At 73.9% G+C, this 25811-nt stretch carries 16 protein-coding genes; 4 read left to right on the top strand and 12 right to left on the bottom strand.

Annotation, left to right across the window (positions count from 1 at the left end; all coding sequences use genetic code 11):
* The first annotated feature begins 81 nt into the window (after positions 1-81).
* Positions 82-2496: a glycogen debranching protein GlgX gene (gene glgX, locus AIIKEEIJ_RS10385; protein WP_161995595.1), complete on the top strand. Its 2415-nt coding sequence runs from the start codon at positions 82-84 to the stop codon at positions 2494-2496.
* Entirely contained in the window at positions 2493-4853 is a 2361-nt protein-coding gene (gene treY / locus AIIKEEIJ_RS10380; RefSeq protein WP_161995594.1) for a malto-oligosyltrehalose synthase, read from the top strand. Before glgX ends, treY begins: the two co-directional genes overlap by 4 nt.
* Before the next feature lie 79 nt (positions 4854-4932).
* Here the strand turns inward: treY and AIIKEEIJ_RS10375 are convergent, their stop codons facing one another.
* The 7 genes from AIIKEEIJ_RS10375 to AIIKEEIJ_RS10345 form a co-directional block, all read right to left on the bottom strand.
* Positions 4933-5178 carry a hypothetical protein gene (locus AIIKEEIJ_RS10375; RefSeq protein WP_161995593.1) on the bottom strand — a complete coding sequence of 82 codons (246 nt, stop codon included), beginning with the start codon at positions 5176-5178 and terminating at the stop codon, positions 4933-4935.
* A 698-nt stretch (positions 5179-5876) separates the two neighbouring features.
* A complete protein-coding gene (locus AIIKEEIJ_RS10370) occupies positions 5877-6134 on the bottom strand; it encodes a chorismate mutase (protein WP_006935401.1) in 258 nt (85 codons plus the stop codon).
* Between the two features lie 133 nt (positions 6135-6267).
* Complete coding sequence (locus tag AIIKEEIJ_RS10365; RefSeq protein WP_029544126.1) at positions 6268-7059, bottom strand: ABC transporter permease; 792 nt, start codon at positions 7057-7059, stop codon at positions 6268-6270.
* On the bottom strand, positions 7056-7841 hold the full coding sequence (locus AIIKEEIJ_RS10360) for an ABC transporter permease (RefSeq protein ID WP_006935399.1): 786 nt from the start codon (positions 7839-7841) through the stop codon (positions 7056-7058). The genes AIIKEEIJ_RS10365 and AIIKEEIJ_RS10360 overlap by 4 nt, the downstream gene beginning before the upstream one ends.
* Entirely contained in the window at positions 7838-8800 is a 963-nt protein-coding gene (locus tag AIIKEEIJ_RS10355) for a daunorubicin resistance protein DrrA family ABC transporter ATP-binding protein (protein WP_006935398.1), read from the bottom strand. The genes AIIKEEIJ_RS10360 and AIIKEEIJ_RS10355 overlap by 4 nt, the downstream gene beginning before the upstream one ends.
* 32 nt (positions 8801-8832) lie before the next feature.
* A complete protein-coding gene (locus tag AIIKEEIJ_RS10350) occupies positions 8833-20457 on the bottom strand; it encodes an amino acid adenylation domain-containing protein (RefSeq protein ID WP_338020935.1) in 11625 nt (3874 codons plus the stop codon).
* 134 nt (positions 20458-20591) lie between these two features.
* Positions 20592-21083, bottom strand: a complete 492-nt coding sequence (locus AIIKEEIJ_RS10345; RefSeq protein ID WP_029544130.1) for a TIGR00725 family protein — start codon at positions 21081-21083, stop codon at positions 20592-20594.
* 106 nt (positions 21084-21189) lie between these two features.
* Here AIIKEEIJ_RS10345 and AIIKEEIJ_RS10340 point away from each other — a divergent pair, with 106 nt between their 5' ends.
* Positions 21190-22092 carry an alpha/beta fold hydrolase gene (locus AIIKEEIJ_RS10340; protein ID WP_029544132.1) on the top strand — a complete coding sequence of 301 codons (903 nt, stop codon included), beginning with the start codon at positions 21190-21192 and terminating at the stop codon, positions 22090-22092.
* A gap of 8 nt (positions 22093-22100) precedes the next feature.
* Here the strand turns inward: AIIKEEIJ_RS10340 and AIIKEEIJ_RS10335 are convergent, their stop codons facing one another.
* From AIIKEEIJ_RS10335 to AIIKEEIJ_RS10325, 3 genes are all read right to left on the bottom strand, one after another.
* A complete protein-coding gene (locus AIIKEEIJ_RS10335; RefSeq protein ID WP_006943787.1) occupies positions 22101-22721 on the bottom strand; it encodes an FHA domain-containing protein in 621 nt (206 codons plus the stop codon).
* A gap of 21 nt (positions 22722-22742) precedes the next feature.
* Positions 22743-23063, bottom strand: coding sequence for a chorismate mutase (locus AIIKEEIJ_RS10330; protein ID WP_161995592.1), 321 nt, complete (start codon positions 23061-23063; stop codon positions 22743-22745).
* A gap of 93 nt (positions 23064-23156) precedes the next feature.
* Positions 23157-24146: a magnesium transporter gene (locus AIIKEEIJ_RS10325; RefSeq protein WP_006943783.1), complete on the bottom strand. Its 990-nt coding sequence runs from the start codon at positions 24144-24146 to the stop codon at positions 23157-23159.
* Between the two features lie 93 nt (positions 24147-24239).
* Here AIIKEEIJ_RS10325 and AIIKEEIJ_RS10320 point away from each other — a divergent pair, with 93 nt between their 5' ends.
* Positions 24240-24647, top strand: coding sequence for a YchJ family protein (locus AIIKEEIJ_RS10320; RefSeq protein ID WP_082120248.1), 408 nt, complete (start codon positions 24240-24242; stop codon positions 24645-24647).
* Positions 24648-24679: 32 nt separating this feature from the next.
* Here the strand turns inward: AIIKEEIJ_RS10320 and AIIKEEIJ_RS10315 are convergent, their stop codons facing one another.
* Both AIIKEEIJ_RS10315 and AIIKEEIJ_RS10310 read right to left on the bottom strand, forming a co-directional pair.
* Positions 24680-24910 carry a DUF6480 family protein gene (locus tag AIIKEEIJ_RS10315; RefSeq protein WP_006943781.1) on the bottom strand — a complete coding sequence of 77 codons (231 nt, stop codon included), beginning with the start codon at positions 24908-24910 and terminating at the stop codon, positions 24680-24682.
* A 101-nt stretch (positions 24911-25011) separates the two neighbouring features.
* Complete coding sequence (locus AIIKEEIJ_RS10310) at positions 25012-25263, bottom strand: hypothetical protein (RefSeq protein ID WP_006943779.1); 252 nt, start codon at positions 25261-25263, stop codon at positions 25012-25014.
* Positions 25264-25811 lie beyond the last annotated feature (548 nt).

Below are 25811 nucleotides of genomic sequence, written 5' to 3'. Positions count from 1 at the left end.
CGCCCCGGGGCCGATCGTCGCCCGTGCCGGGGAGGATCGCTCGCCCCGTACGCGACCGTCGATCCGGTTAGGGTTGCGGTCATGGAACCCACCGAGCCGAGCACGTCCACGGAGGCCCTCCCGGCCGACATCCCGGTGTGGCCGGGGAGCGCATATCCGCTCGGCGCGACCTACGACGGGGCGGGCACGAACTTCGCCCTCTTCTCCGAGGTCGCCGAGAAGGTCGAACTGTGCCTGATCGCCAAGGACGGCACCGAGACCCGCGTGCCGATCGAGGAGGTCGACGGCAACGTCTGGCACGTCTACCTGCCCACGGTGACCCCCGGCCAGCGATACGGCTACCGGGTGCACGGCCCCTACGACCCGGCGCAGGGTCTGCGCTGCGATCCGAGCAAGCTGCTGCTCGACCCCTACGGCAAGGCCTACGACGGCGCGTTCGACGGCGATGCGTCCCTGTTCTCGTACGCGATGGTCGGGGCCGAGGACGCACCGTCCGAACCGGAGCATTCGGCAGGAGCCGAGGAGGCACAGTCGGCGCCGGAGCCGGCGGCCCGGGCCGCGGAGGACGCCGGCGCCGAGGCCGCCGGGGACACGACCGCCGACGAGGCGGACGACTCGGACGGGACCGGGTCCGGCGAGACCGAGGGCGACGGGACCGGGGGCGACGGGACCGGGGACGACGGGGCCGGGGACGACACGGCGGCCGAGTCCGCCCCCGAGCCCGCCGCACCGGCGAATCCCGATTTCCCGCAGCTCGATTCGCTCGGGCACACGATGACGACCGTGGTGATCAACCCGTTCTTCGACTGGGCCTCCGACCGGCACCCGCGCCGGCCCTACTACGAGACCGTCATCTACGAAGCCCACGTGAAGGGCATGACCGCGACCCATCCCGGCGTGCCGGAGCAGCTGCGCGGCACCTACGCCGGACTGGCGCACCCGGTGATCATCGACCATCTGCAGAGCCTCGGGGTCACCGCGATCGAACTGATGCCCGTGCACCAGTTCATGCACGATCAGGTCCTGCTGGACCGTGGGCTGCGGAACTACTGGGGCTACAACACCTTCGGCTTCCTGGCCCCGCACCTGGACTACTCGTCGGCGAGCAACCCGAGCGGCGTCGTCGCCGAGTTCAAGGCGATGGTGCGCGCCTACCACGAGGCAGGCATCGAGGTGATCCTCGACGTGGTCTACAACCACACCGCGGAGGGCAACCACCTGGGACCGACCATCTCGTTCCGCGGCATCGACAACGCCGCCTACTACCGGCTGGTCGACGACGACAAGTCCTACTACATGGACTACACCGGCACCGGCAACAGCCTCAACGCCCGCCACCCGCACACCCTGCAGCTGATCATGGATTCGCTGCGCTACTGGGTGACCGAGATGCACGTCGACGGCTTCCGCTTCGACCTGGCCTCCACCCTGGCCCGCGAACTGCACGACGTGGACCGGCTGTCCGCGTTCTTCGACCTGGTGCAGCAGGATCCGATCGTCTCGCAGGTCAAGCTGATCGCCGAACCGTGGGACGTCGGCGAGGGCGGCTACCAGGTGGGGAACTTCCCCGGCCTGTGGACCGAGTGGAACGGCAAGTACCGCGACACGGTCCGCGACTACTGGCGCGGTGAACCGGCCACTCTCGGCGAGTTCGCCTCCCGGCTCACCGGCTCGTCGGACCTGTACGAGGCCACCGGCCGCCGCCCGAGCGCCTCGATCAACTTCGTCACCGCGCACGACGGCTTCACCCTCGCCGACCTCGTCTCCTACAACGAGAAGCACAACGACGCCAACGGCGAGAACAACATGGACGGCGAGTCGCACAACCGGTCGTGGAACTGCGGCGCCGAGGGCCCCACCGACGACCCGGAGGTGCTGGCCCTGCGGCAGCGGCAGAGCCGCAACATCCTGGCGACGCTGATGCTCTCCCAGGGCACCCCGATGATCGCGCACGGCGACGAGTTCGGGCGCACGCAGCAGGGCAACAACAACGTCTACTGCCAGGACAACGAGCTGTCCTGGATGGACTGGTCGCTCGCGGAGACGAACGCGGACCTGCTGGACTTCACCCGCAACGTGATCGCCCTGCGCCGGTCGCACCCGGTGTTCCGGCGGCGGCGGTTCTTCGAGGGCCGGCCGATCCGCAGCGGCGAGCAGTCCCGCGACATCGCCTGGCGCACCCCGGCGGGCGAGGAGATGACCCCGGAGGACTGGGACAGCGGGTTCGGCAAGTCGCTGTCGGTGTTCCTCAACGGCGAGGGCATCCACGAGCCGAACCAGCGCGGCGAACGCGTCGTCGACGATTCGTTCCTGCTGTGCTTCAACGCCCACGACGAGCCGATCGACTTCGTCACCCCAGACGGGCCGCACGCACAGGAATGGTCGGTGGCGCTGGACACGGACGTGCCGGACGGACTGCGCGAACAGGTCGTGACCGCCGGGGGGTCGGTGCGGGTGCAGGCCCGTTCGCTGCTGGTGTTGCGGAGGACCGCATGAGCCCGCGCCCGGTGTCGTCGACGTATCGGCTGCAGCTCACCGGCGACGGGACGACCTTCGCGGACGCGATCGCGCTCGTGGACTACCTCGAGGCGCTCGGGGTCTCACACGTGTACCTGTCCCCCGTGCTCAGCGCCGCGGCCGGATCGACCCACGGCTACGACGTGGTGGACCCGACCACGGTGTCGGCGGCGCTCGGCGGCCGCGCGGGCCTCGAGGCCCTCGCCCGCGAGGTCCGCTCCCGCGGGATGGGTCTGCTGATCGACATCGTGCCCAACCACGTCGGCGTCGGCGATCCCCGCGAGAACCCGTGGTGGTGGGACGTGCTGCGGCACGGCCGCGACTCGCGGTACGCGACCTACTTCGACGTCGACTGGGCCGCGGACAACGGCACCGACGGCCGGATCGCCCTGCCCGTGCTGGGTTCGGCGGCCGACGTCGAGGAGCTGACCGTCGACCGCACCGGCGACGAGCCGACGCTGGCCTACTACGAGCGGCGCTTCCCCGTCGCCCCGGGCACCGACACCGGGACCGGAGCGGAAGTACATGCGCAGCAGGCGTATCGGCTGGTGCCGTGGGACAGCGGCCTGATCGGGTACCGCCGGTTCTTCACCGTCGACGACCTCGCCGCGGTGCGGGTGGAGGATCCCGCGGTGTTCGACGCGGTGCATGCCCAGGTGGCGTCGTGGATGGACGACGACCTCACCGACGGCGTCCGCGTGGACCATCCCGACGGCCTGGCCGACCCGACCGGCTACCTGCGGCGGCTGCGCGGGCTCGTCGGCCCGGACCGGTGGCTGGTGATCGAGAAGATTCTCGGCGACCGCGAACCGCTCGACCCGACCCTGCCCGTCGACGGCACCACGGGCTACGACGCGCTCGGCGAGGTCGGTGCGGTGTTCCTCGATCCGCGGGGCGAGAAGGACCTGAACGCGCTGTCACTCGACCGCACCGGCACCCCCGGCGACGCGGAGTGGCTGCACGCGCAGGAGAAGCAGATCAAGCGCGCGGTGCTGCAGACGGGGCTGGCGCCGGAGGTGCGCCGGCTGGTGCGGGCCGTGCGGCGAGATGCCGCCGATGCGACCTGCCCGGACGAGCGGCTGCGCGACGCCGTGATCGCGGTGGCGGCGGAACTGCCCGTGTACCGGTCGGACTATGCGTCGCTGGGCGGGATGCTGCCCCGCATCCTGGGTGACCGCGCCCGCGCCGACGCCGCGCTCGAACCCGCCCTCGAGGTGCTGGCCCGGGCCCTGGCCCGCGGCGGAGAGGCGGCGGCCCGGTTCGGCCAGGTGTGCGGCGCCGCGACGGCGAAGGCCGTCGAGGACTGCCTGTTCTACCGGGCGGCGCGGCTGGTGTCGCTGCAGGAAGTCGGTGGCCACCCGGGACGGTTCGGGTTGCCCGTCGCCGAGTTCCACCTGGCGTGGGCGGAGCGGGCGCGGCGGTGGCCGCGGGCGATGACGTCGCTGTCGACGCACGACACCAAGCGGGGCGAGGACGTCCGCGCCCGCATCGGGGTGCTCTCCCAGGTGCCGCAGCTGTGGGCGGCGTGCCTGTCCGAATGGGAATCCGTCGCCCCGCCGCCGGACGCCGCCACCGGGCTGTTCCTGTGGCAGAACCTGTTCGGCGCGTGGCCGCGCGACGGCGTGGTGACCGGGGAACTGCGGTCGCGGCTGCGCGAGTACGCCCATAAGGCGTTGCGGGAGAACGGCTTGCGCACCACCTGGACCGAGGTCGACGAGGAGTTCGAGGGCGCGGTGGCGGCCTGGCTCGACGCAGTGTGCGACGGGCCGGTCGGCGCGTCACTGACCGAGTTCGTCTCGTCCCTGACCCCTCATTTCTCCGCGGATTCGCTCGGGCAGAAGCTGCTGCAGCTGCTCGGACCCGGCATCCCCGACGTGTACCAGGGCACCGAACTGTGGGAGGACTCGCTCGTCGACCCGGACAACCGGCGGCCCGTGGACTTCGCCACCAGACGCCGGCTGCTCGCACAGGACGCACCGCCGGCCGTGGACGACGCCGGCACCGCGAAGCTCGCCGTGGTGCGGACGGCGCTGCGCCTGCGCCGCGAGCGGCCGGCGAGCTTCGTCGGCGGGGCCTACGTTCCGCTGTCCGCGTCGGGGCCGGCCGCCGGTCACCTGATCGGGTTCGGGCGGGGCCCGGCGGCCGAGGAGGTCGACGTGGTGGCGCTCGCGTCGCGGCACACTGTCACGCTGAAGGAAACCGGGTGGGGCGACACGACGCTCGACCTGCCGCCGGGACTCTGGGTCGATCGGCTCACCGGGCGGCGGCTGTCGGGAACGGTGTCGCCGGCGGAGGTGTTCGCGGATCTTCCCGTTGCGGCGCTGGCCCGCGATTAGGAATTCTCCTCCTGGGGGTGGACGGCCCTCGGCCGGCGACGCCGGCCGAGGGACCCGGCGACCGGGACGAGCCGGCGGTTCAGCCCACACCGGTCGGCGGTGGCCCCGTGGGGGTCTCGAAGCCTTTGCGCCCTTGCGCGAGGAGGACGCGCGTCACCTTACGCAACAGCCATCCCTTGATCCCGGGAAGACTCGCGGCGATCTGCTCTTCGATGGCCAGCTTGTCGTAGTACGAGCGGAGCCGGTGGATCCGGGCCGACCCATCGAACTCGTAGACCGTGACCACCGGAGCTCGATATGCGATCCCCCGGTACGTCTGGGTCATCCGACCTGGGGTTAGCCCAGGGTCGTGTGGCGGGAGGGGTCCCCCCTTCGGCGTGGCGTGGCCCGGACCGAGCGGTGCTTGTCACCGGTTGGGGCTACCGCCGAGGTACTGCGCGACAGGGGCGCTACAGCGTTGGTAGAGGAGCTGACGGAGGACGTCGTGGCAGTGTCGGCCTCGCTCTCCGGCAGGGACAGGAGGTAACCGATGAGTACCACGGGAGATCGTCGGTCTGCCCGGAAAGCGAAAGCCCGTGCCGATCGCGCGTTGTGCCCGGTCGCGGTATCAGCCACCTTGGGGCTTCGGGTCGCTGATGTGGCGGAGGCGATGCGCGCCCACGCCGTCGCGAGGCCACTCGACGTCGCGACCGCCGGGCGCCGGCTCCGCGGCGCGGAGCCCATGCCGGACCGGGTCTGTCAGCTGCTCGCCCGCAAGGCCGTACGAGCAGCTCGGCGGTGCGCCGGCAACGGAGCCGGGCGTTTCGAGGAGGAGCATGCGAACCTGCTTCGGTCCGAGCGGGTGCACCGGCTCCTCGAATCCGGCAGGCGCCGACGCTTCGACGAGCCGGCGATGATCACGGTGCGGGACGTCGCCTTCCGGGCGGCGAGACCTTGCGCGCGGCGCGACGGCGGGCGATCTCTCGGACGGCGAGCGGGCGGCTCTGCGGATTGTGGGTGTGGACCCGGGACTGCCCCGCACCGCTAACGCAGGCGCAGCAGGACCAGGGCCAGGGCCGTGCCGTCCTCGCCGAGCTCCGCGGCGTATCGGCGGATCACGCTCATGTCGTGGGCGTGGGTGACGCGGGGCGCGCCCGTCCCGACCCGAAGCTGCCCGATCCGTCGTTCGAGCGCGATGCGGCGCCGCACCACGGCGAGGAGCTCGGCGTCGAGGCCGTCGATGTCGGCGCGCAGACGGGGCAGTTCGGAGTCAGTGGTGCCTGGTTCGGCAACGGCGGTCATGATGCCTCCCTTCGGGATTCGGTGTGTTCGCTGCATCGATACTCCCGCGCGGGCGCGGCGGGTAACAGCCACCCCAGGTGGCGGATTCGCCACCCCGACGGGGTCACTGTCACCGGCGCGCCGTCGGATCCGGTCACAGTGCCCGCCGGTAACCGCGGATCACCGGCACGGCGCACACCGCGAGCAGGGCGACCGACCAGGCCACGGTGCGCAACAGCGGCCCCTGGACGGCGCCACCGAGGGCGAGCGCCTGCATCGTCTCGACGGCACTCGTCATGGGCTGGTTGCGGATCACCGGCGCAAGCACCTCCGGGTACGCACCGATCGGCACGAACCCCGGGTTGAAGAACAGCATCAGCGTGCACAGCAGCGAGATCGATTCGATGACAACGGTTTTCGCGGCCATGAGCGCGGCCGCGGTGACCAGCGCGGCGAACGCCACCCCGAACAGCACCGGCACCGCCAGGAAGCCGATCGCGGCGAGCGGGCCCCGCTGGAAGCGGAAGCCGAGGACGAAGCCGGCGGCGACGATGACGACGGTGGTCACGGCGATGCGCACCGCCTCGGCGAGGAACCGCGACGCCAGCGCCGACGCCCGGTGGACGGGCAGCACCCACAGCCGCGCGGGCAGCCCGGCCGCGCATTCGCGGCCGAGCGTGACGGCGCCGGCCAGCGAGCCGAGCAGGGCGCTCATCACGACGACCATCGGCACCGTCCCATACAGGGCGTCGTGCCCGGCGAACGCCGAGACCTGCCGGCCGAGCACCGCCTCGAGCATGAGCAGCAGCAGCACCGGGTAGGCGAGGCTCTGCAGCATCGTCATCGGATCCCTGCGCCACCGGGTGAGCAGGCGCCCCGCCTGCAGCCAGGTGTGCCTGACGAGAGCGGGTACCGAGTTCTCGGGTGCGGTCACGGTGGTGCTCATCGCTGTCTCCGATTCGTGCGGGCCGCCAGGGGGACGACGACCAGAAGGATCCCGCCGAGCCACAGCAGCGTCGGCGTCAGCGCGGTGGCGGTGGCGGTGCCGTCGGCGAGACCGCGCAGGCTCGACGCGAACTGTGAGACGGGCTGGTTGCGGACGAACGGCTGGATCCAGGCCGGAAACTGGTCGATCGGGACGAAGCCGCAGGAGAGCATCCCGAGCACGAGCTGCGGCAGCATCAGTGCCTGGGTCGTGGCTTCCGGGCTGCGGAACAGGGTGCCGATCACGTCGGCGCCGAGCGTGAGGACCATCCCGACGGTCAGCGCGAGTGCGCAGAACCCGACGGCTGCGGCGGTTCCGGCGAACCGGAACCCGATCACGTGCCCGCAGCCGATCGCCGCCGAGAGCGACAGCGCGCACTTGACGGCGCTCGCGGACAGGCGCGCGGCGAGCGGCACGGCCGCCGCGATCGGCATCGTCGCGAAGCGGCGGTCGATGCCGTGCACCGCGTCGGTCGCGGCCAGGAAGGCTGCGGAGATCGCGGTGAAGGACACGGCTTGCAACGCGATCAGCGGCATCAGGAACTGCCCGTAATCGACGGTTCCGCCGGTGAACAGGGCGATCACGCGTTGCAGCGGCACGTAGAACCCGACGGTGAACACGAGCGGCGCGACGAGCGCGGTGACGAGTTCGCCGCCGCGGATCGCCGGGATCAGGGTGCGTACGGACAGCACCCACCACTGGTAGAGCGGCGAGGGAACCGGTGCGACGGTCGTCGTGGTCATGCCACCACCTCGAATCGCGGCCGGGCGGCGGTGAGGGCGAGGAAGACCTCGTCCAGCGACGGTCGCCGCAGCGCGATGTCGGAGACGGCGACGCCGTGGGCGGCGACGGCGGTGGCGACCTGCGCCAAGGTGCCGGCGCCGTGCGGCGCGGGGATCGTGACACGGTCGGCGGCGACCTCGATCGCCGCGGCCGGCGCGAACCGGCCGAGCACGTGCGCCACGGCCGGCACGTCGGCCACCCGCACCGGGACGACCTCGCAGAAGGTGGCGCCGACGCGCTGCTTCAGCTGGGCGGGGGTGCCCTCGGCGACGACGGTGCCCCGGTCGATGACGACGATCCGGTCGGCGAGCAGGTCGGCCTCCTCGAGGTACTGCGTGGTGAGCAGCGTGGTGACGCCCTGGGATTTGAATCCGGCGATCAGGTCCCAGACCCGTTGGCGGCTGCGCGGATCGAGCCCGGTGGTCGGCTCGTCGAGGAACACCACCTGGGGCGGGACGACGAGCCCGCAGGCGATGTCGATGCGGCGGCGCATGCCGCCGGAGTACTTGCCGACCCGCCGGTCGGCGGCATCCTCGAGGTCGAATTCGGCGAGCAGTTCCCGCGCCCGGGCGCGGGCCGCGCGGCGCCGCAGCCCGAGCAGCCGGGCGAACAGGACCAGGTTCTCGAAGCCGGTGAGCATGTCGTCGAGGGCGGCGTACTGGCCGGTGAGCATCACCGCGCGGCGCACCCCGGCCGCGTCGGCGACGACGTCGTGGCCGGCGACGACGGCGCGACCGGAATCCGGCCGCAGCAGGGTGGACAGGATGTTCACGGTGGTGGTCTTGCCGGCGCCGTTGGGGCCGAGGACGCCGAGGACCTCGCCGGCCTCGGCGGTGAAGCTCACGCCGCACAGGGCCGGGACCGGCCCGAAGCTCTTGGTGACGGCGTCGACGAGGACGGCTGGGGTCGAGGGGGACATGGTGCTCCGTTCGGAAGGGGTGGACTGCGGGATCAGGACGCGGCGAGGTACCGGTCGTCGCCGAGGTGCCGATCGAGCACCGCGGCCAGGGCGGGCACCGCGTCGGGTGCGGTCATCCGGTCGTGCTCGACGTCGAGCAGGTGGTTGTGCATCGCGCCGGTGACGTAGGGCCCCCAGCCGGCGAAGCCCCCGGCATGGTGCGTCTTGTCGGCCGTCGCGGTGACGAAGACGAGATCGCCGTCGTAGAGCGGCGGCCGGTACCCGGCGAGCAGCGATGCCGAGCCGTTGTAGGCGGCGGTCATCCGGTCGAGGTGACCGGCGTCGACGGGGGCCCCGATGTGGGTCCGGATCAGCGCGGCGGCCTCGGCCGCCGTCAGCGCCGGATCGGCGTCGGGCAGGCCCAGCGACGAACCGAGGGTGGCGACGAGTTCGCCGACCGTCAGCGGTTCCGGCGCGGCAACGTCGCGGGCGATCAGGTCCGCGTCGAGCAGCGCGAGCAGCGCCACCTCCTCGCCGGTCTCGCGCAGCCGCGCGGCGACGGCGTGGGCGATGAATCCGCCGAGGGACCAGCCGAGCAGGTGGTACGGGCCGCTGGGTTGGACCGCGCGGATCTCGTCGACGTATCGCTCGGCGTACGCGGCGATCGTTTCCGGGGCGTCCTCGAGGCCTTCGAGATGCGGGGACTGCAGTCCGTACACCGGCCGTCCGGGGGCGAGTTGCGCGGCGAGCCCGGCGTAGCACCAGGCCAGTCCGGCCGCCGGATGCACGCAGAACAGCGGGGCGCCGTCGCCCTCGGTGCGCAGCGGCAGCCGCACCGCGAACGGTGAGTCCGGCTGCCCGGCGGTGTCCGCGGCCTCGATGCGGGCGGCCAGGGCCGCCGGGGTGGGCGCCGAGAACAGCTGGATCACCGGCACGGTGGTCCCGAGGGCGGCGCCGAGCCGATCGCAGACCCGGGTGCCGTCGAGGGAGTTGCCGCCCAGGTCGAAGAACGAATCGTCGATCCCGACCTGCGCGAGGCCGAGCACCTGCGCGAACGCGGCGACCACCGCCTCCTCCGTCGGTGTGCGCGGAGCGCGCCCCGAGCCGGCCGCGAACACCGGCTCGGGCAGCGCCGCCCGGTCCAGCTTGCCCACCGGGGTCAGCGGCACCGCGTCGAGCACGACGACCGCCGCCGGCACCAGGTGTCCGGGCAGCAGCTCGGCCGTCCGGCGCTGCACCCGGGCCGGGTCGAGTTCCTGCCCCGGAGCCGGGAGCACGTACGACACGAGCACCTGGGCGCCGGACGGGCCGGGCCGCCCCACGGTGACCGCGTAGTCGACCTCGGGCAGTCCCGTGAGCGCCGCGTCGATCTCCCCGACCTCGACCCGCATCCCGCGGACCTTGACCTGATGATCACCCCGGCCGAGGTACTCGAGTTCGAGCCGGCCCCCGGCCCGCACCCACCGCACCAGGTCGCCGGTGCGATACATCCGCGCCCCCGGGACCTGCGGATGCGCCACGAACCGGCCCGCGGTCAACCCCGCCCGCCCGTGATAGCCCCGCGCCAGCCCGTCCCCGGCCAGGTACAACTCCCCCACCACGCCCACCGGGGCCGGCCGCAACCGCCCGTCGAGCACCAGCGGCATCACTCCGCGCACGGCCGATCCGATCGTCACCGCCCGTCCCGGCGCCAGCGGTCCCGCCGTCGCCCAGATCGTCGCCTCCGTCGGCCCGTACAGGTTCAGCATCGTCCGCCCCCCGGCGAACCGCTCGACCAACTCGGCTCCGACCGCCTCCCCGGCCACCGCCAGCACCTCGACCGACGTCAATGCCGCCGGCTCCAGCGTCGAGAGCACCGACGGCGTGAGGACCATGTGCGTCACCTGCTCGGCATCGAGCAGCGTGGCGAGTTCGGCGCCGCCGACGACGCCGGCCGGAACCGACACCAGGCAGCCCCCGGAGCCGAACGCGGCCAGTTGTTCGAAGATCGCCGCGTCGAAGCTCGGCGAGGCGAAGCCGAGGACCCGCGCGTCCGGTCCGACCGCGAGCGAATCACCCTGGGCGCGAACGATGTTCGCCAACCCGCGGTGGGTGGCCGTGACGGCCTTCGGGGTGCCGGTCGAGCCGGAGGTGTAGATCAGGTAGGCGGCGTGGTCGGGATGCAGCGGCCGGGTCCGGTCCGCGTCGGTCAACGGCGCGGCGGATTCGGCGGCGGATGCGGCCCGCAGCGCCGGGTCGTCGAGCTCGAGCCAGGTGAGCGCGCCGGGCAGCGCGGACCGGTGCGCGGTCGTGGTCAGCCCGAGCGTGGCACCGCAGTCGCCGAGCATGTGCGCGATGCGCTCGGCCGGATACGCCGGGTCGACGGGCACGAAGGCGCCGCCGGCCTTGGCGACCGCCCACACGGCGAGCACCGACTCCGCCGAGCGGGGCAGCGCGAGGGCCACGCGCACGTCCGGGCCCACCCCGGCGGCGACGAGCAGGCGGGCGAGCCGGCCGGCGGCGGCATCGAGTTCCCGGTAGGTCCAGGTGGTGCCGTCGGCACGCACGGCCGGGCGCTCGGGGTGCGCCGCGGCGGCGGCCCCGAGCAGCGTGGGCAGCAGCCACGGCCCGACACCGGCGGGACCCGCCGTCGCGTGCAGGGCGGCGGACTCGGCGGCGTCGAGCAGATCCACGTCCCCGACGGGCACGGCCGGGTCGGTGGTGACGGCGGTGAGGAGCCGCACGAACCGCGCGGCGATCGTGCGCGCGGTGGCCTCGTCGAACAGGTCGGTGGCGTAGGTGAGGGTGGCGTCCAGCCCGGCGGGCCGGCCGTCGTCGCCGGTGTGTTCGCGCAGCTCGAGCCCGAGGTCGAACTGCGAGGAGCCACGCTCGACGTCCTCGACGGCGATCTCGAGCCCGTCGATCTCGAGGGTGGGTGCCGCGAAGTCGGCCAGCGCGAGGGAGACCTGGAACAGCGGGTGGTGCGCGGTGGACCGGGCCGGGCGCACCGCCTCGACCACCTGATCGAAGGCGACGTCGGCGTGGGCGAACGCGGCCAGGTCGGCCTCGCGCACCTGCGCCACCAGGTCGGCGAACGTGGCGTCGGGCCGCACCGCGGTGCGCAGGACCACGGTGTTGACGAACATCCCGATCAGGTCGTCGAGTTCGGCGGCGCCGCGGCCGGCCACCGCGGTGCCCACCGCGATGTCGTCGCCGGCGCCGAGGCGGGACAGCAGCGCGACGAGCGCGGCGTGCAGGGTCATGAACACGGTGGCGTTCTCGGCGCGGGCGAGGCGGCGCAGCGCGGCGTGGACGCCGGCGTCCACGGTGAAGGCGACGTCGGCGCTCGCGCCGGACTGCACCGCGGGTCCGGGCCGGTCGGTGGGCAGGACGACCCGATCCGGCAGGCCGGCCAGGGTGCGGGTCCAGAAGTCCAGTTGCCGGGCGGTGGTCGAGTCGGGGTCGTCGGGCTCGCCGAGCACCTCGCGCTGCCACAGCGTGTAGTCGGCGTACTGCACCGGCAGCGGCGCCCACGCCGGGGCCGCACCCGCGGTGCGGGCGGCGTACGCGGCGATCAGGTCCCGGGCCAGCGGCGCCACCGACACCCCGTCCGCGGCGATGTGGTGCAGCACCAGCACCAGCACGTGCTCCTCCGCGCCCAGGCGCAGCACCCGGGCCCGCACCGGCAGGTCCACGGTCAGGTCGAAGCCGGCCCCGGCGAAGCCCGCCACGGCGGCATGCACGGCGTCCGCGGGGACGTCGACGACGTCCGGACCGGTGGGCGCCGCGTCGAGGACCACCTGGCGGGGGCCCTCCGCGTCGGCGGGGAACACGGTGCGCAGGCTCTCGTGCCGGGCGGTCAGGTCGCCGAAGGCGGCAGCGAGCGGGGCGATGTCGAGCCGGCCCCGCAGGCGCAGCGCCACCGGGATGTTGTAGACGCCGGACGCGGGGTCGAGCTGGTTGAGCACCCACATGCGCTGCTGCGCCGGGCCGAGGGGCAGGCGGGCCGGCCGCTCCCGTCGCCCGAGTGCGACGGCGGCACCGGTGCGGCCCGCGGCGCGGGTGGCCAGCGCCGCGGGGGTGGGCGCCTCGAACAGGTCGCGCACCGCCAGGGCGGAGCCCGCGGTGGCGTTGATGCGGGCGATCACCCGGGTCGCGTCGAGGGAGTTGCCGCCCAGGTCGAAGAACGAGTCGTCGGCGCCGAGCCTGTCCAGGCCGAGGACGTCGGCGAAGGCGGCGGCGGCGGCGGTCTCGACCGGTCCACGCGGTGCGCGGGCCGGGCGCCGGCTGCGGCCGAAGTCCGGCTCCGGCAGCGCCGTCCGGTCCAGCTTGCCGACCGGGGTGAGCGGAACCTCGTCGAGGACGACGACCGCGGCGGGCACGAGATGGGCGGGCAGCTGTTCGCCGAGCCGGTCCCGCAGCCGGTCCGGGTCCAGCCCGCGGCCCGGCACGGGCCGCACGTAGGAGACGAGGACGGCCGAGCCGGTGGGACCGGGACGGCCGAGCGTGGCCGCGAAGTCCACGTCGGCGACGGCGGCGAGGGCCGCGTCGACCTCCCCGAGCTCGACGCGAATGCCGCGCACCTTGACCTGGAAGTCGGTGCGGCCCAGGTATTCCAGCACCGGGCCGCCGTCGGCGGCGCGGGTCCAGCGCACGAGGTCACCGGTGCGGTACATGCGCTCCCCGGGCCGTCCGGGATGCGCGACGAACCGGCTCGCGGTCAGCTGCGGACGGCCGTGGTAGCCGCGCGCCAGCCCGGGACCGGCCAGGTACAGCTCTCCGGCCGTGCCGAGCGGCACCGGCCGCAGCCAGCCGTCGAGGACTTCGGTTTCGGTGCCGGGCACACCGGCGCCGAGGGTGACGGGCGCATCGGCGGTGAGGGGGGCGACGGTGGCCCAGATGGTGGTCTCGGTGGGGCCGTAGAGGTTGAACATCGTGCGGCCGGGCGCCCACCGGCGCACCAGGTCGGTGGGGACGGCCTCACCGCAGACACCGACGACCCGCACGGTGTGCGCGGCGGCCGGGTCGAGGGTGGCCAGGACCGCGGGGGTGAGGACGAGGTGGGTGACGCCCGCGTCGGCGAGCCGGTCGGTCAGTTCGTCGCCGCCGACGACCGTCGGGGGTACGACGACGAGCCGGGCGCCGGCGGCGAACGCGGCGAGCTGTTCGAACACGGACGCGTCGAAGCTCGGCGACGCCACGTGCGCGACCCGTGCCGACGGGGTCGGCTCCAGCACGGCGAGCAGTGCGTCGACCAGGTTGCCGAGGCCCCGGTGGGTGACCGTGACGGCCTTCGGCGTCCCGGTCGAGCCGGAGGTGTAGATCAGGTAGGCCGGGTCGTCGAGCCGGGCCGGCGACGGCACCGCGGGGCCGGCCGGGGTGCGGCGGGCGGTCGCGGGATCGTCGAGCACCAGCCACGTCGTCGCGGAGCCGGGCAGCCGGTCCCGGTGGGCGGTGACGGTGACGCCGAGGCGGGCGCCGGAATCGGTGAGCATGTGCTCGATCCGGTCCAGGGGGTGGCGCGGGTCGACGGGGACGAACGCGGCGCCGGTCTTCGCGACCGCCCACACGGCGAGGACCGATTCGAGCGAGCGGGTCAGCGCGAGCGCGACCAGCGTGCCGGGTCCGGCGCCGTGCGCGGCGAGCAGCCCCGCCAGGGCGGCGGCCCGGTCGTCGAGTTCGCGGTAGGTGAGCTCGGCGGTGCCGGCGACGACGGCGACCGCATCCGGGTGACGGGTGGCGGTGCCGGCGAGGATGTCGGCGAGGGTGACGGCCCGGTCGCGGGCCGGCACGAACGGGGCGTCGACGCCGGGGGCGCCGAGCGCGGCGATGCGGCGGTCCGGGGTCCGGGCGAGCGCACCGAGCAGCTCCGCGCACCGCTCGAGGATGCGGCGCGCGACGCCGTCACCGACCGAGGCGGGGCGGTAGCGCACGCTCAGCTCCGGCCGGGCGCCCGGCTCGACGATCAGGCTCACGGGGTACGGGGTGGCTTCGGCGCCGGTGACGCCGAGGACCCGCATTCCGGCGCCGTCGGCGGTCGCGGACAGGGCGTCGCGGTCGAGCGGGTAGGACTCGACGACGGCGAGGGTGTCGAACAGTTCGGTGACGCCGGCCGCCCGGTGGATCTCGGCGAGCCCGAGGTGCTGGTGCTCGAGCAGCGCCGCCTGTTCGGCCTGGAGGCGGCGCAGCAGGTCGGCGCCGGTGTCGGTGGGCTGCAGGCGCACCCGCACCGGCACGGTGTTGACGAACAGGCCGAGCACGGCGTCCACGCCGGGCAGCTCGGGCGGGCGGCCGGAGACGGTGGAGCCGAACACCACGTCGGTGCGGCCGGTGAGCTCGGCCAGGGTGAGCGCCCACGCCGCCTGCACGACGGTGGCGAGGGTGACGTCGTGGGCGCGGGTGGCAGCGTCGAGGGCGGCGGCGGTTTCGGCGCTCAGCGCGACGGTGTGGGCGGCGCCGCCGGTGTCGGCGGGGTCGTCGTGCGGGGCGACGAGGGTGGGGGCGTCGATGCCGTCCAGGGCGCGGGCCCACGCGGTCCGCGCGGCGACGAGGTCCCGGCCGGCGAGCCAGGCCAGGTGGTCCCGGAACGACGGCGCCGGTCCGGGCACCGCCGCGCCCGCCGCGTAGGCGGTGAGCAGTTCGGCGACGAGCAGCGGGGTGGACCAGCCGTCGAGGACGAGGTGGTGGTTGGTCAGCAGCAGCCGGTACCGGTCGGCGGCGGTGCGGACCAGGTGGACGCGCAGCAGCGGCGCGGCGGCCAGGTCGAACCGGTCGGCGCGGTCCGCGTCGAGGATGCGCGCCAGCTCGCCGTCGGTGTCGGCACGGCCGCGCAGATCGGTTTCCCGCCAGGTCACGTCGGCCGTGCGGAGCACGACCTGGAGCGGGCCGGCGGCCGTGTCGCGGAAGGCGGCCCGCAGGCTGTCGTGCCGGTCGACCACGGACTGCGCCGCGGCGCGGAGCCGGGCGGGGTCCACGGTGCCGGCGAGTTCGAGCACGGTCTGCACGGTGTAGTCGTCGGGGGCGTCGGTGGCGGCGTACCCGGTGTGGAACAGCAGCCCGGCCTGCAGCGGGGACAGCGGCCACACGTCGGCCAGGCCTCCGCGGTCGCGCTCCCACGCGTCGATCCGGTCCTGGTCGACGGCGACCAGCGGGAAGTCGGAGGGGCTGTGACCGCCGGCGGCCGGGTCGCCGACGTGCCAGGCGAGCGCGGCGAGCGCGGCCACCCACAGCTGCGCGAACTCGTCGACGGCGTCCTCGTCGAGCAGGCCGGTCGCGTAGGTGAAGGTGGCGGCGAGGCCGTCGGCCTCGACGGCGGCGTCGATGTCGAGCACCGCGGGCAGCGGCATCTGCGGTTCACGGGTGGCGGCGGTGCCGAGCGGCAGCCACGGTCCCTCGACCGTGGTGTCGATGCGGCCGAGGAAGTTGAACGCGATCTGCGGGGCCGGATGCGCGGGCAGGGTGCCGGCGACGTACCGGAGCAGGCCGTAGCCGATGCCGTGGTCGGGAACGGCGGCGAGCCGTTCCTTGACCGACCGGATCGCCGCGCCCGCCGCGGCACCGCCACCGAAGGCGTCGTCGACGTCGATGCCGGTGAGGTCCACGTCGAGGGGGTGCACGGTGGTGAACCATCCGACGGTGCGGGACAGGTCGGCTCCGGGGACCGCCGCCTCCTCGCGGCCGTGGCCCTCGACGCCGACGAGCGTCGCGGGGGCGGTGCGGCCGCGGTTGCGGCGCCACCGCTCGGCCGCCAGGCCGAGCGCGGCGAGCAACGCCTCGGCGGTGCCGCAGTGGAAGCGCTGGGGCACAGCGGTCAGCACGGCGTCGGTGACCTCGGCGGGCACGTGCACGCGCAGCCGGGCGGAGGTGGCGACGGTGTCGCGCGCCGGATCGAACGGCCGCTCCCCCAGTGCCGGGTCGGGCGTCGCGAGAATCCGCTCCCACAACGGCAGTTCGTCGCTGCGGTCGGCCTCGGTCAGGCCGTGCGCCCACCGGCGCAGCGACGTGCCGACCGGGGCGAGGGCGGGCGCGGCACCGCCGGCGAGGTCGGTGTAGGCGGCGGCCAGGTCGGGCAGCAGGATGCGCCAGGACACCGCATCCACGGCGAGGTGGTGGACGACGGCCACGAGCAGGTCGTCGCGGCCGTCGGGCGAGGCCAGCCACTCGAACTGCGCGACGATCCCGGCGGCCGGATCGAGTCGGTCCGCCGCGGCCTCCAGCGCGGCCGCGGCGGCGCCGCGTGGCTCGTCGACGGCGGCGCGGCGCAGCACCGCGTCGGCGACCGCGCCGACGGGGAGCACCTCGAGCGTGCGGGCAGCGGTCAGCCGCATCCGCAGCGCGTCGTGCCGATCGAGCAGCGCCTGCACGGCCCCGGCCAGGTGCGCCGGGTCGGGATGCTCGGGCAGCCGGATCAGCACTGCCTGCCCGTACCGGTCGACGGGCCCGCCGCCGGCCAGCAGTTCGGCGACGATCGGGGTGGTGTCGACCGGACCGGTGCCGCCGCCGGGGAGTTCGGCAAGGACTGTGCCGGCTCCGGTGTCCGCGACCGCGACGGCGGCCAGAGCGGCGACGGTGCGGCGCTCGAAGACGTCGCGCGCGGTGAACCGCAGTCCGGCGGCGCGGGCGCGGGAGACGAGGGTGATCGCGACGATGCTGTCGCCGCCGAGGGCGAAGAAACTGTCGTCGGCGCCGACTCGTTCCACGCCGAGCACCTGGGTGAACAGGGCGGCGATCACTTCCTCGCGGGCGCCCTCGGGGGCGCGGCCGGCGGTGGGGGTGCCGAAGTCCGGGGCGGGCAACGCGGCGCGGTCGATCTTCCCGACGGGGGTGAGCGGCAGTTCGGGCAGCACGGTGATCGCCGCGGGCACGAGGTAGGCGGGCAGGGTGTCGGCGAGTTCGCCGCGCAGGGCGTCGACGTCGACGGCGGCGCCGGCGTGCCCGACGACGTAGGCGGCGAGGACGGTCGCGCCGGCGGGCGTGGTGGCGCCGACGGTGACGGCCCGGGCAACGGTGTGGTGCCGGAGCAGCGCGGCGTCGACCTCGCCGAGTTCGACGCGGAACCCCCGGATCTTGACCTGGTGATCGGTGCGGCCGGCGAACTCGAGCGCGGCGGCTGCGCCGCCGGTGTGTCCTTCGGGCTCCCCTGGCAGCCCAAAGGACGCACCGCGCCAGCGCACCAGGTCACCGGTGCGGTACATGCGTTCTCCGGGCGCGTACGGGTCGGCCACGAAGCGGGCGGCGGTCAGGTCGGGGCGGCCGAGATAGCCGCGGGCGATCCCGGCGCCGGCCAGGTACAGCTCGCCGGTGACCCCTGCGGGCACGGGCTGCAGCCGGCGGTCCAGGACGAGGGCGCGCATGCCGCGGATCGGGGTGCCGACCCCGACCCGGTCGCCGCGGTGGTGCGGAGCCGCGAAGGTGGCGGTGACGGTGGCCTCGGTGGGGCCGTACGCGTTGAGGAACGCCCGGCCCACCGACCACCGATCGGCCAGGTCGGGCGGGCAGGCGTCGCCACCGACGACGACCGTGCCGATCTCGGGGTGGTCGTCGGGGTCGAGGGTGGCGAGCACGGCCGGGGTCGCGTCGAGGTGGGTGACTCGTCCGGCGCGGAGAACCTCGGCGAGCTCGGTGCCGCCGTAGGCCTGCGGCGGCACCACCACCAGGGTGGCGCCGGCGGTGAAGGTCACCAGCAGCTCCTCGATCGAGGAGTCGAAGGCCGGCGAGTACAGGTGGGTGGCGCGCGAGCCGGCGGCGACGGCCAGACGCGCGCGGGCGTCGTCGGCGAGGTTCGCCAGGCCGGCATGGGTGACGACGACCCCCTTGGGGGTGCCGGTGGAACCGGAGGTGTAGACGACGTAGGCGGCGTGCTCGGGCCGCAGCGGGATTCCCCGCTCCGCGTCGGTGACCGGGCCGGCGTCCGCCGCCGTGACCGCGGCGACGGTCGCGGGGTCGTCCAGGGCGATCCAGTCGGTGTCGTCGGGCAGTCCGTCCCGGTGCGCGGCGACGGTCAGGCCGATGCGGGCGCCGCTGTCGCGCAGGACGTGCTCGAGCCGGGCCCGGGGGTGACCGGGGTCGACGGGCACGAACGCGGCTCCCGTCTTGGCGACGGCCCACACGGCCTGCACCGATTCGACGGACCGCGACAGCGCCAGCGCCACCGTGGTCTCCGGGCCGGCGCCGCGGGCGAGCAGCAGCCGGGCGAGCCGGTCGGTGGCGGCGTCCAGGTCGGAGTAGGTCACGGTGCGCGCACCGTCGATCACCGCGACGGCGCCGGGGTCGAGGGCCGCCCCGGCGGTGAGCAGGTCGGCCAGGGTGCGGGGCGGCACCGGATCGGCGCCGCGGGCCGGGACGAGGGCGGCGCGCTCGTCGTCGCCGAGCAGGTCCAGGTCGGCGAGACGCCGGTCGGGTGCGGCGGTGGCGAAACGGTGCAGGAACGCGAGGAACCGCCGGTGGTGCGCGGCGAGCTCGTCCCGGTCGTACAGGTTGGGGTTGGCCTGGAAGTCGAGGTGCGTGCTGTGGCCGCCCGGATAGAGGTTGACGAACAGGTCCTCGATGAGCCCGGAGGTGAGCACGTGGACCCGCCCGGTGAGCGCGCCGAGCCGGACCCGGTGGTCGAACAGCATGAGGTTGACCGAGGGGCCGAACCCGGCGGCGTGATCGCCGGTGAGACCGAGGTCGCGGGCGATGTCCTCCTGCCGGTACCGCTGGCGGCGCAGTGCCCCGGTCAGCTCGAGTTCCGCCGCGGCGATCACGGCGGCGACGGTGGCGGCGTCGGTGCGCAACCGCAGCGGCACCACGTTGGCGAGCATGCCCCCGGAGCGGCGCAGCGTGGCGGTGGTGCGGGCCGAGACGGGCAGGCTGAGCATCACCTCGTCGTGGCCGGTCATCCGGGCGAGGTAGGTGCCGAACGCGGCGACCACCAGCGGTGCGAGGCTCGACCCGCGCCGGGCCGCGGCGTCGCGCAGGGCCTGCTCGGTGTCGGCGGGCAGCTCCGCGCCGACCAGCAGCGGGTGCGCGTCGGCGGGGGCGGCCCGGCCGGCCAGCGACACGGGATCGCTCAGCCCGGCCAGGTGCTCGGTCCAGTACGCACGGTCGGCCTCGAACCGCGGGGAGCGGCGGTAGGTCTCGTCCGCGGCGACGATGTCGGGCAGCGCCGCGGTGCGCGGCGTGTGCACCGCGGTTCCGGTGACGGTGGCGGTGTAGAGCTCGGCGGTGCGCGCGACGAGGGTCATCGCGCCGACGCCGTCGAGGGCGATGTGGTGGATCCGGGCGTACCAGAACCAGCGGTCCTCGGCGATGCGGAGCACGGCGGTGACGGCGAGCCGGTCGGTGCACATGTCGACCGGGGCGGTGTAGTCGCGCTCCATCCATTCGCGGGCCGCGGCCACGGGATCGGCCTCGCCCCGCAGATCGACCACCGTCAGCCGCTCGCCGGTGTGCACGACGGTCTGGAACGGGTGGCCGTCCTCCTCGACGATGCGCAGGAAGCCGGTGCCGAACTCGCGTCCGACGGCACGGGCGGCACCTTCGAGGGCGTCGAGGTCGAGGTCCCCGGCGATGTCGACGTACTGGGCGATGTTGACGGGCGTGGCGCCGGCCAGGTGCTGTGCGAACCAGATCCCGCGCTGGGCCGCCGAGAGCGGGAACGCGCCGGCGGGCTGCGGGGCAGCGAAATGTTCTTGGGCGACCGGGCTTTCGTGCAACACGGGGGTACTCCTGACGACCGGTGGACTGTGCTGCTTCCACGGTCGTCCGCAGACCCCGGTGCCGATACCGACCCCAGCGGTGGGCGCGGCACCCGCAGGGGTGGTCGAGAATCACCCTCGGGTGCGAGAACTCCTCAGCCGGTCCAGCCCGCGGTGGGATCGCGCCGCCACAACAGGTCGTGGATGGCGTCGACGGCGTCCCCGGCGGAGGTCACGGCGAGCACCCCGGCGGCGGGCAGCGGCCACCCCCCGATCGAGATCACCGGGACGCCGGTGCGGACGGCGAGCGCGATCTCGCTGAGCGTGCCCCAGCTGCCGCCGACCGCGATGAGCGCCTCGCAGGTGCGTACCAGCAGGGCGTTGCGCATCTCGCCGAGACCGGTCGGGATCGACACGGTGAGGTACGGGTTGGCCTCCGCGCGGTCGTCGCCGGGCAGCAGGCCGAGGGTGGTGCCGCCGGCCTCCGCGGCTCCGCGCGATGCCGCGGCCATCACCCCGCCCAGTCCCCCGGTCACGACGACGGCGCGTCGCGCCGCGAGCAGCCCGCCGACCTGACGGGCGATCCGGCGTTGTTCGGCCGTGGCCTCCGCGGGCCCGACCACGCCGACATACCGCTGCGCATCCATGACGCGATTGTCCACCACCCAGGGTGCGGAAGTGGCCCCCTGAGGTGAAATCCACCACCACCGGGGTTGCTCGCCCGGCACCGGCATCCGGCGGATCCTTGTCCGCATGTCCACCCTCCGCACCGAGCGTCTCGTACGCCGCCATACGGTGATCGCCGACGACGGCGTGCCGCTCGCGGTCCACGAGATCGGCGCGGCCGGCGCACCGCTCACCGCCGTGTTCGTCCATGGGCACTGCGGCCGCACGGAAACCTGGTCGCCTCTTCGGGATTCGCTGCTCCGGCGCCGCGGAGCGACGCTGCGGATGGTGTTCTTCGACCACCGCGGTCACGGCGCGTCCGGCACCGCCGGGCCGGAGACGTACACCGTCGAGCAGCTCGGGCGCGATCTCGCGGCGGTGCTGCGCGCGGTCTCCGCCGGTCCGGTGGTGCTGGTCGGCCACTCGATGGGCGGCATGACGATCCTGTCCTACGCCCGTCAACATCCGCACGAGATCGGCACCCGGGTCGCCGGGATCTGCCTGATCGGCACCGCCGCCGGTGATCTCGGCCGGTCGGGGCTCGGGCGGTACCTCGAGAGCCCCGCGGTCGAGTTGTTCCACCGCGCGGTGCAGCACGCACCCGGCGCCGTGCAGCACGCGCTGCACCTGGGCGGACGGGCGGTGCGGCCGCTGAGACGGGCGGCGCAGCGACGCGCCCCCGGTTCCCGGTGGGCGGCCCTGCTGGCGGTGCTCGCGAACGACACGCCGGTGGTGACGATGGCGGCGTTCCTGCGATCGTTCGCCGTGCTCGACGAATCCGCCGCGTTGGCGGTGCTCGCCGCGGTCCCCGCGCTCGTGCTGTGCGGGTCGGCGGACGAGTGGACCCCGTTCGAGCTGTCCGCCGGTCTCGCAGCGCGGCTGCCGCGCGCCGAGCTGGTGCGGGTCGACGGCGCCGGGCACTCGGTGATCGCCGACCGCCCCGCGGAGGTCGCGCGGGCCCTCGGCAGGTTGCTGCAGCGGGTGGGGTGAGCCGCAGTTCAGAGGTCGCGTTCGGTGATGACGCCGCTGTGCAAGGCAAGCTCGGCGAGCCGGACCCGCTTCTGGTTCTGCGGCAGATCCTCGACACCGAACTTCGCGAACAGCGCCCGCAGATGCGTCTTGACGGCGTCGACGCTGAGGAACAGCTCGGTGGCGATGTCCTGGTTGGAGGCGGGGGTGGCGAACGCGGCGCCGTGCTTGTAGGGCCGGCACAGCGCGAGCAGGATTCCGCGTTGCGTCTCCGTGAGCGAACGCACCGTCGGCAGCTCCGACGCGACGCGGGTCGCCTCGTCCGGTCCGGCACCGATCTCCTGGAAGGTCAGTCGGATCGAGCCGATCCGGATGCTGTCGCCCTCCCGCAGGCGGCGGCGTCCGGTGATGCGTTCCCCGTTGAGGAACGTGCCGTTGCGGGAGAGCCCGTCGTCGAGGATGGTCCAGTGGGTGCCGATCCACTCCACGACGGCGTGCAGGCGGGAGACCTCGTTGTCGCCGGTGAACGCCACGTCGGAGCTCGGAGCACGGCCGATGGTGACGCGCGGCGACTCCGGCGACAGCTCGAACCGATGCTGCCGCCCCTGCTTGTCGACATACGACAGACGCGATTCGGTGACGACGCTCATCACAACCTCCAGGGCGCGGACTCAATCCTGCCCGTAGGTTGCAGCGTCGGCAAGGGGGTCGCGTCCCAACCGCAGCAGCGTCGCCGCCAGCGCCGAACCGTCCCGCCCCAGTGCCGCGGTGAACCGCGCGAGCACCGCCATCTCGCGACACGTGTGCGCCGGCACCGTTCCGTGACCGGCGCGGCGCAGCCGGCCGGCGTGGTGCGCGAGACCGGTCCGGCGCCGGATCGCGGCGACGATCTCGGCGTCGACCCGGTCGATCTCGTCGAACACGTGATCCAGTTCGGCCGTGCCGGCGAGGGCGGTGGGGTTCGGGGTGAACGTTTCCGACGTTACGGTCACGGGGCCTCCACGGGATTGGCGGTCGGTCGCCCCATCGTGGCTCGGGAACGCCTTGTCCCCCAAGGACCCCTGGGGTGGGGAACACCCCACCCCTCAGCCGAGCAGAAGCGTCACCGCCACGAAGTAGATGACGATGGAGAGCAGGTCCTGGATCACCGTGGCGAGCGGGCCGGACCCGAACGCCGGGTCCTTGCCCAGCCGCTGCAGTGCCCACGGCAGGACCATCGCGACGGTGGTCGCGATGGTGCTGGCGGCCAGCACGGCCGATGCCACGGCGACCGCGAGATCCCGGTTTCCCGTCATGAGCAGCACCGCCGGCAGCATCGTCGCACCCAGCAGCGCCCCCACCGACAGGCCGGTCAGCACCTCGCGGCGCACGATCCGGCGGATCCCCACACCCACCGAGAACCCGCGGATGACCAGCGCCTCGGTCTGCGTACCGACCGCGTCCGCCAGGTACACGATGCCCGGCACGAAGTAGGCGACGGCGAGGTCGGCGTCGAGCTCGGCCTCGAAGACCTGCATCAGGCGGGCCGAGACCATGGCCCCGACCAGACCGACGACGAGCCACGGCAGCCGGTGCCACAGGCGTCGACGGATTCCCTCGACGCTCGAGGCCCGTGCCGCGTCCACCGAGTGCACGAAGCCGCCGAGCCGGGCCATGTCCTGGTCGTGCTCGTGCAGCAGCACGGCGAGCAGCTGCTGGGGCGCGATGAGACCACGGAACCGGCCGCGGCCGTCCACGACGGCGAGGCCGGGTTCACCGTGCTGAACAGCCTTCCACGCGGCCCGTTCCTGCGCGGTGTCCGGACGCACCACCGGCGGATCCGGATCCATCACGTCGCTCATCCGGGTGGTGCCGGGGGCCGCCAGCAGCCGTTCGATCGTGACGAGACCGACGAGCACCTCACCGGCGAGCACGGCGACGACGGCGGCGCTGTCGAAACTGTGCTCCCGCATCCGGTCGAGCACCCCGGCAACCGTGTCGTCCGGCCCGGCAAGCGGGACGGCCGCGAAGCTGTGCCGCAGCGCGGTGCCGGGACTGCCCTGCTCCCATGCCTGTGTGTCGGCAGATTCGACCATGCCCCACCGTTCCTCCGGCCGCGCTCGTCCCGAGGTTCGATCGTGCCACGGCCGGCACCACCGCCCGATCCCGACCGTGGCGATAATGTGCCGGTGAGTCCACGCGAGCGCGCCCCCCGACCCGGCCCCACCACACCCTGCCCGTGCGGCCGGGGCCTGCCGTACGGCGAATGCTGCGGGCCGTTCCTCGCCGGCGGGCACGCGCCCACCGCCGAACAGCTGATGCGTTCGCGGTACACCGCCTTCGCGGTGGGCGACGAGGCGTATCTGCGCCGCACGTGGCACCCCGGGACTCGCCCGGTGCGGCTGGACCTCGATCCGGCGCAGCGGTGGACCGGGCTCGAGGTGCTGCGCACGAGCGGCGGCGGGTTCCTGCACACGGAGGGAACGGTCGAGTTCCGCGCCCACTACAGGTTCGGCGGTCACGCGGACGTGCTGCACGAACACAGCCGGTTCGTCCGCGAGGACGGCCGCTGGCTCTACGTCGACGCTCTCGGCTGACCTGGCGGGCGCGGTTCGGTCGTTCGGCGTACTCAGTCGAAGAGGGCGAACGCGCGCGCCACGAAGAACGCCGCCACTCCGAGCACGATCAACGCGATGAGCAGGATCGCGAAGACGGGCATCACCCGGCTCGGGTTGGGTTGGGGATGCGACAGACCGGAGGTCTGTCCGGCATCGGGCGGCGTGTCCCCGGGCTGTACTCCCCCGCCGGCGTCGAGGCCGGGGGTGTCTTCCGGCTGAGGTCCGGGGTTCTGGGTACTCACGTGCGCTCCTGGTGTCGGCGGTGCGGGAACGGTGCCGAGAGCAGCGCCTCGGCCCCGACGACATACCCGGTTTCCGGCCGCGTAATCCTCGGGCGCGAGCGTCAGCCGAACGGTCCGGGCAGATGACGCGAGAACCAGACGGCCTCGCCGAGCGGCTCCGTCGCCGCGTCGAGGTGCCCGCTCACGTCGGTGAGAGCGTCGACGAGCCCGGTCACGGCGATCTCGTCGGCGAGCGGCAGGGACTCCCGGTCGAGTGCCTCGGCGGCCTCCACGATCGCGGCGATCTCGCGGGCCAGGTCGAACAGCTTGTCGCGAGTGGCACCGACCCGGGACGCGAAACTGGCATGACTCATGGGGTCCTCTCGGGCAACGTCGTGGGTTCGCGGTCCCCGTCGCCGTCGAGGCGACGTATGTCACCGTCCGCCCCCGGGCGGGGCGCGGACGGTGAGGCCCTGTCTCAGCTCAACCAGCCGAACAGGTCACGGAACAGATGCATGAACCAGTTGAACTCAGGTCGGAAGTTCCACATGACCGATTTCCTCCTTCCCTGCCTCGACGTCCCGACCCACTGTCTCGGATATCCGGCGGAATGTGATCCGAAACACATTCGAGCGCCCCACCGCCGGGACCCCTCACGATTCCGCCGGCCCGGCGGTCTCGGGGACGTGCAGCGGCCGGTCGTGGCCACTCGCGACGACCCGGGGCGCGAGCCCCGCGATCCGGGACATCGATTCGCGCGCGTAGGCCCGGTTCCACGTGGTGAGGCGGGGCGGACCGGACGTCCCGCGCCTGCGGCGCAGCAGGCCGGGGCAGCGAGCTCACGTCGACCGTCAGCACGGCGCCGCCGGTGATCGCCACCCGGCCGGACCTGCGGAACAACGCGAGGTGCCCCGGTGTGTGC

This window comes from Rhodococcus sp. YH1, assembly GCF_009939605.1.
Taxonomy (GTDB): Bacteria; Actinomycetota; Actinomycetes; order Mycobacteriales; family Mycobacteriaceae; genus Rhodococcus; species Rhodococcus aetherivorans.
This window is presented reverse-complemented; position numbering and strand designations above follow the sequence as displayed.

Excerpts from the sequence above, each read along its gene's own strand:
- AIIKEEIJ_RS10325 (WP_006943783.1), bottom strand. The coding sequence starts at position 24,146 with ATGGTCGAATCTGCCGACACACAGGCATGGGAGCAGGGCAGTCCCGGC.
- AIIKEEIJ_RS10345 (WP_029544130.1), bottom strand. The coding sequence starts at position 21,083 with ATGGATGCGCAGCGGTATGTCGGCGTGGTCGGGCCCGCGGAGGCCACG.
- AIIKEEIJ_RS10365 (WP_029544126.1), bottom strand. The coding sequence starts at position 7,059 with ATGAGCACCACCGTGACCGCACCCGAGAACTCGGTACCCGCTCTCGTC.
- AIIKEEIJ_RS10335 (WP_006943787.1), bottom strand. The coding sequence starts at position 22,721 with ATGAGCGTCGTCACCGAATCGCGTCTGTCGTATGTCGACAAGCAGGGG.
- AIIKEEIJ_RS10310 (WP_006943779.1), bottom strand. The coding sequence starts at position 25,263 with ATGAGTCATGCCAGTTTCGCGTCCCGGGTCGGTGCCACTCGCGACAAG.
- AIIKEEIJ_RS10340 (WP_029544132.1), top strand. The coding sequence starts at position 21,190 with ATGTCCACCCTCCGCACCGAGCGTCTCGTACGCCGCCATACGGTGATC.
- glgX (WP_161995595.1), top strand. The coding sequence starts at position 82 with ATGGAACCCACCGAGCCGAGCACGTCCACGGAGGCCCTCCCGGCCGAC.
- treY (WP_161995594.1), top strand. The coding sequence starts at position 2,493 with ATGAGCCCGCGCCCGGTGTCGTCGACGTATCGGCTGCAGCTCACCGGC.
- AIIKEEIJ_RS10360 (WP_006935399.1), bottom strand. The coding sequence starts at position 7,841 with ATGACCACGACGACCGTCGCACCGGTTCCCTCGCCGCTCTACCAGTGG.
- AIIKEEIJ_RS10375 (WP_161995593.1), bottom strand. The coding sequence starts at position 5,178 with ATGACCCAGACGTACCGGGGGATCGCATATCGAGCTCCGGTGGTCACG.
- AIIKEEIJ_RS10355 (WP_006935398.1), bottom strand. The coding sequence starts at position 8,800 with ATGTCCCCCTCGACCCCAGCCGTCCTCGTCGACGCCGTCACCAAGAGC.
- AIIKEEIJ_RS10370 (WP_006935401.1), bottom strand. The coding sequence starts at position 6,134 with ATGACCGCCGTTGCCGAACCAGGCACCACTGACTCCGAACTGCCCCGT.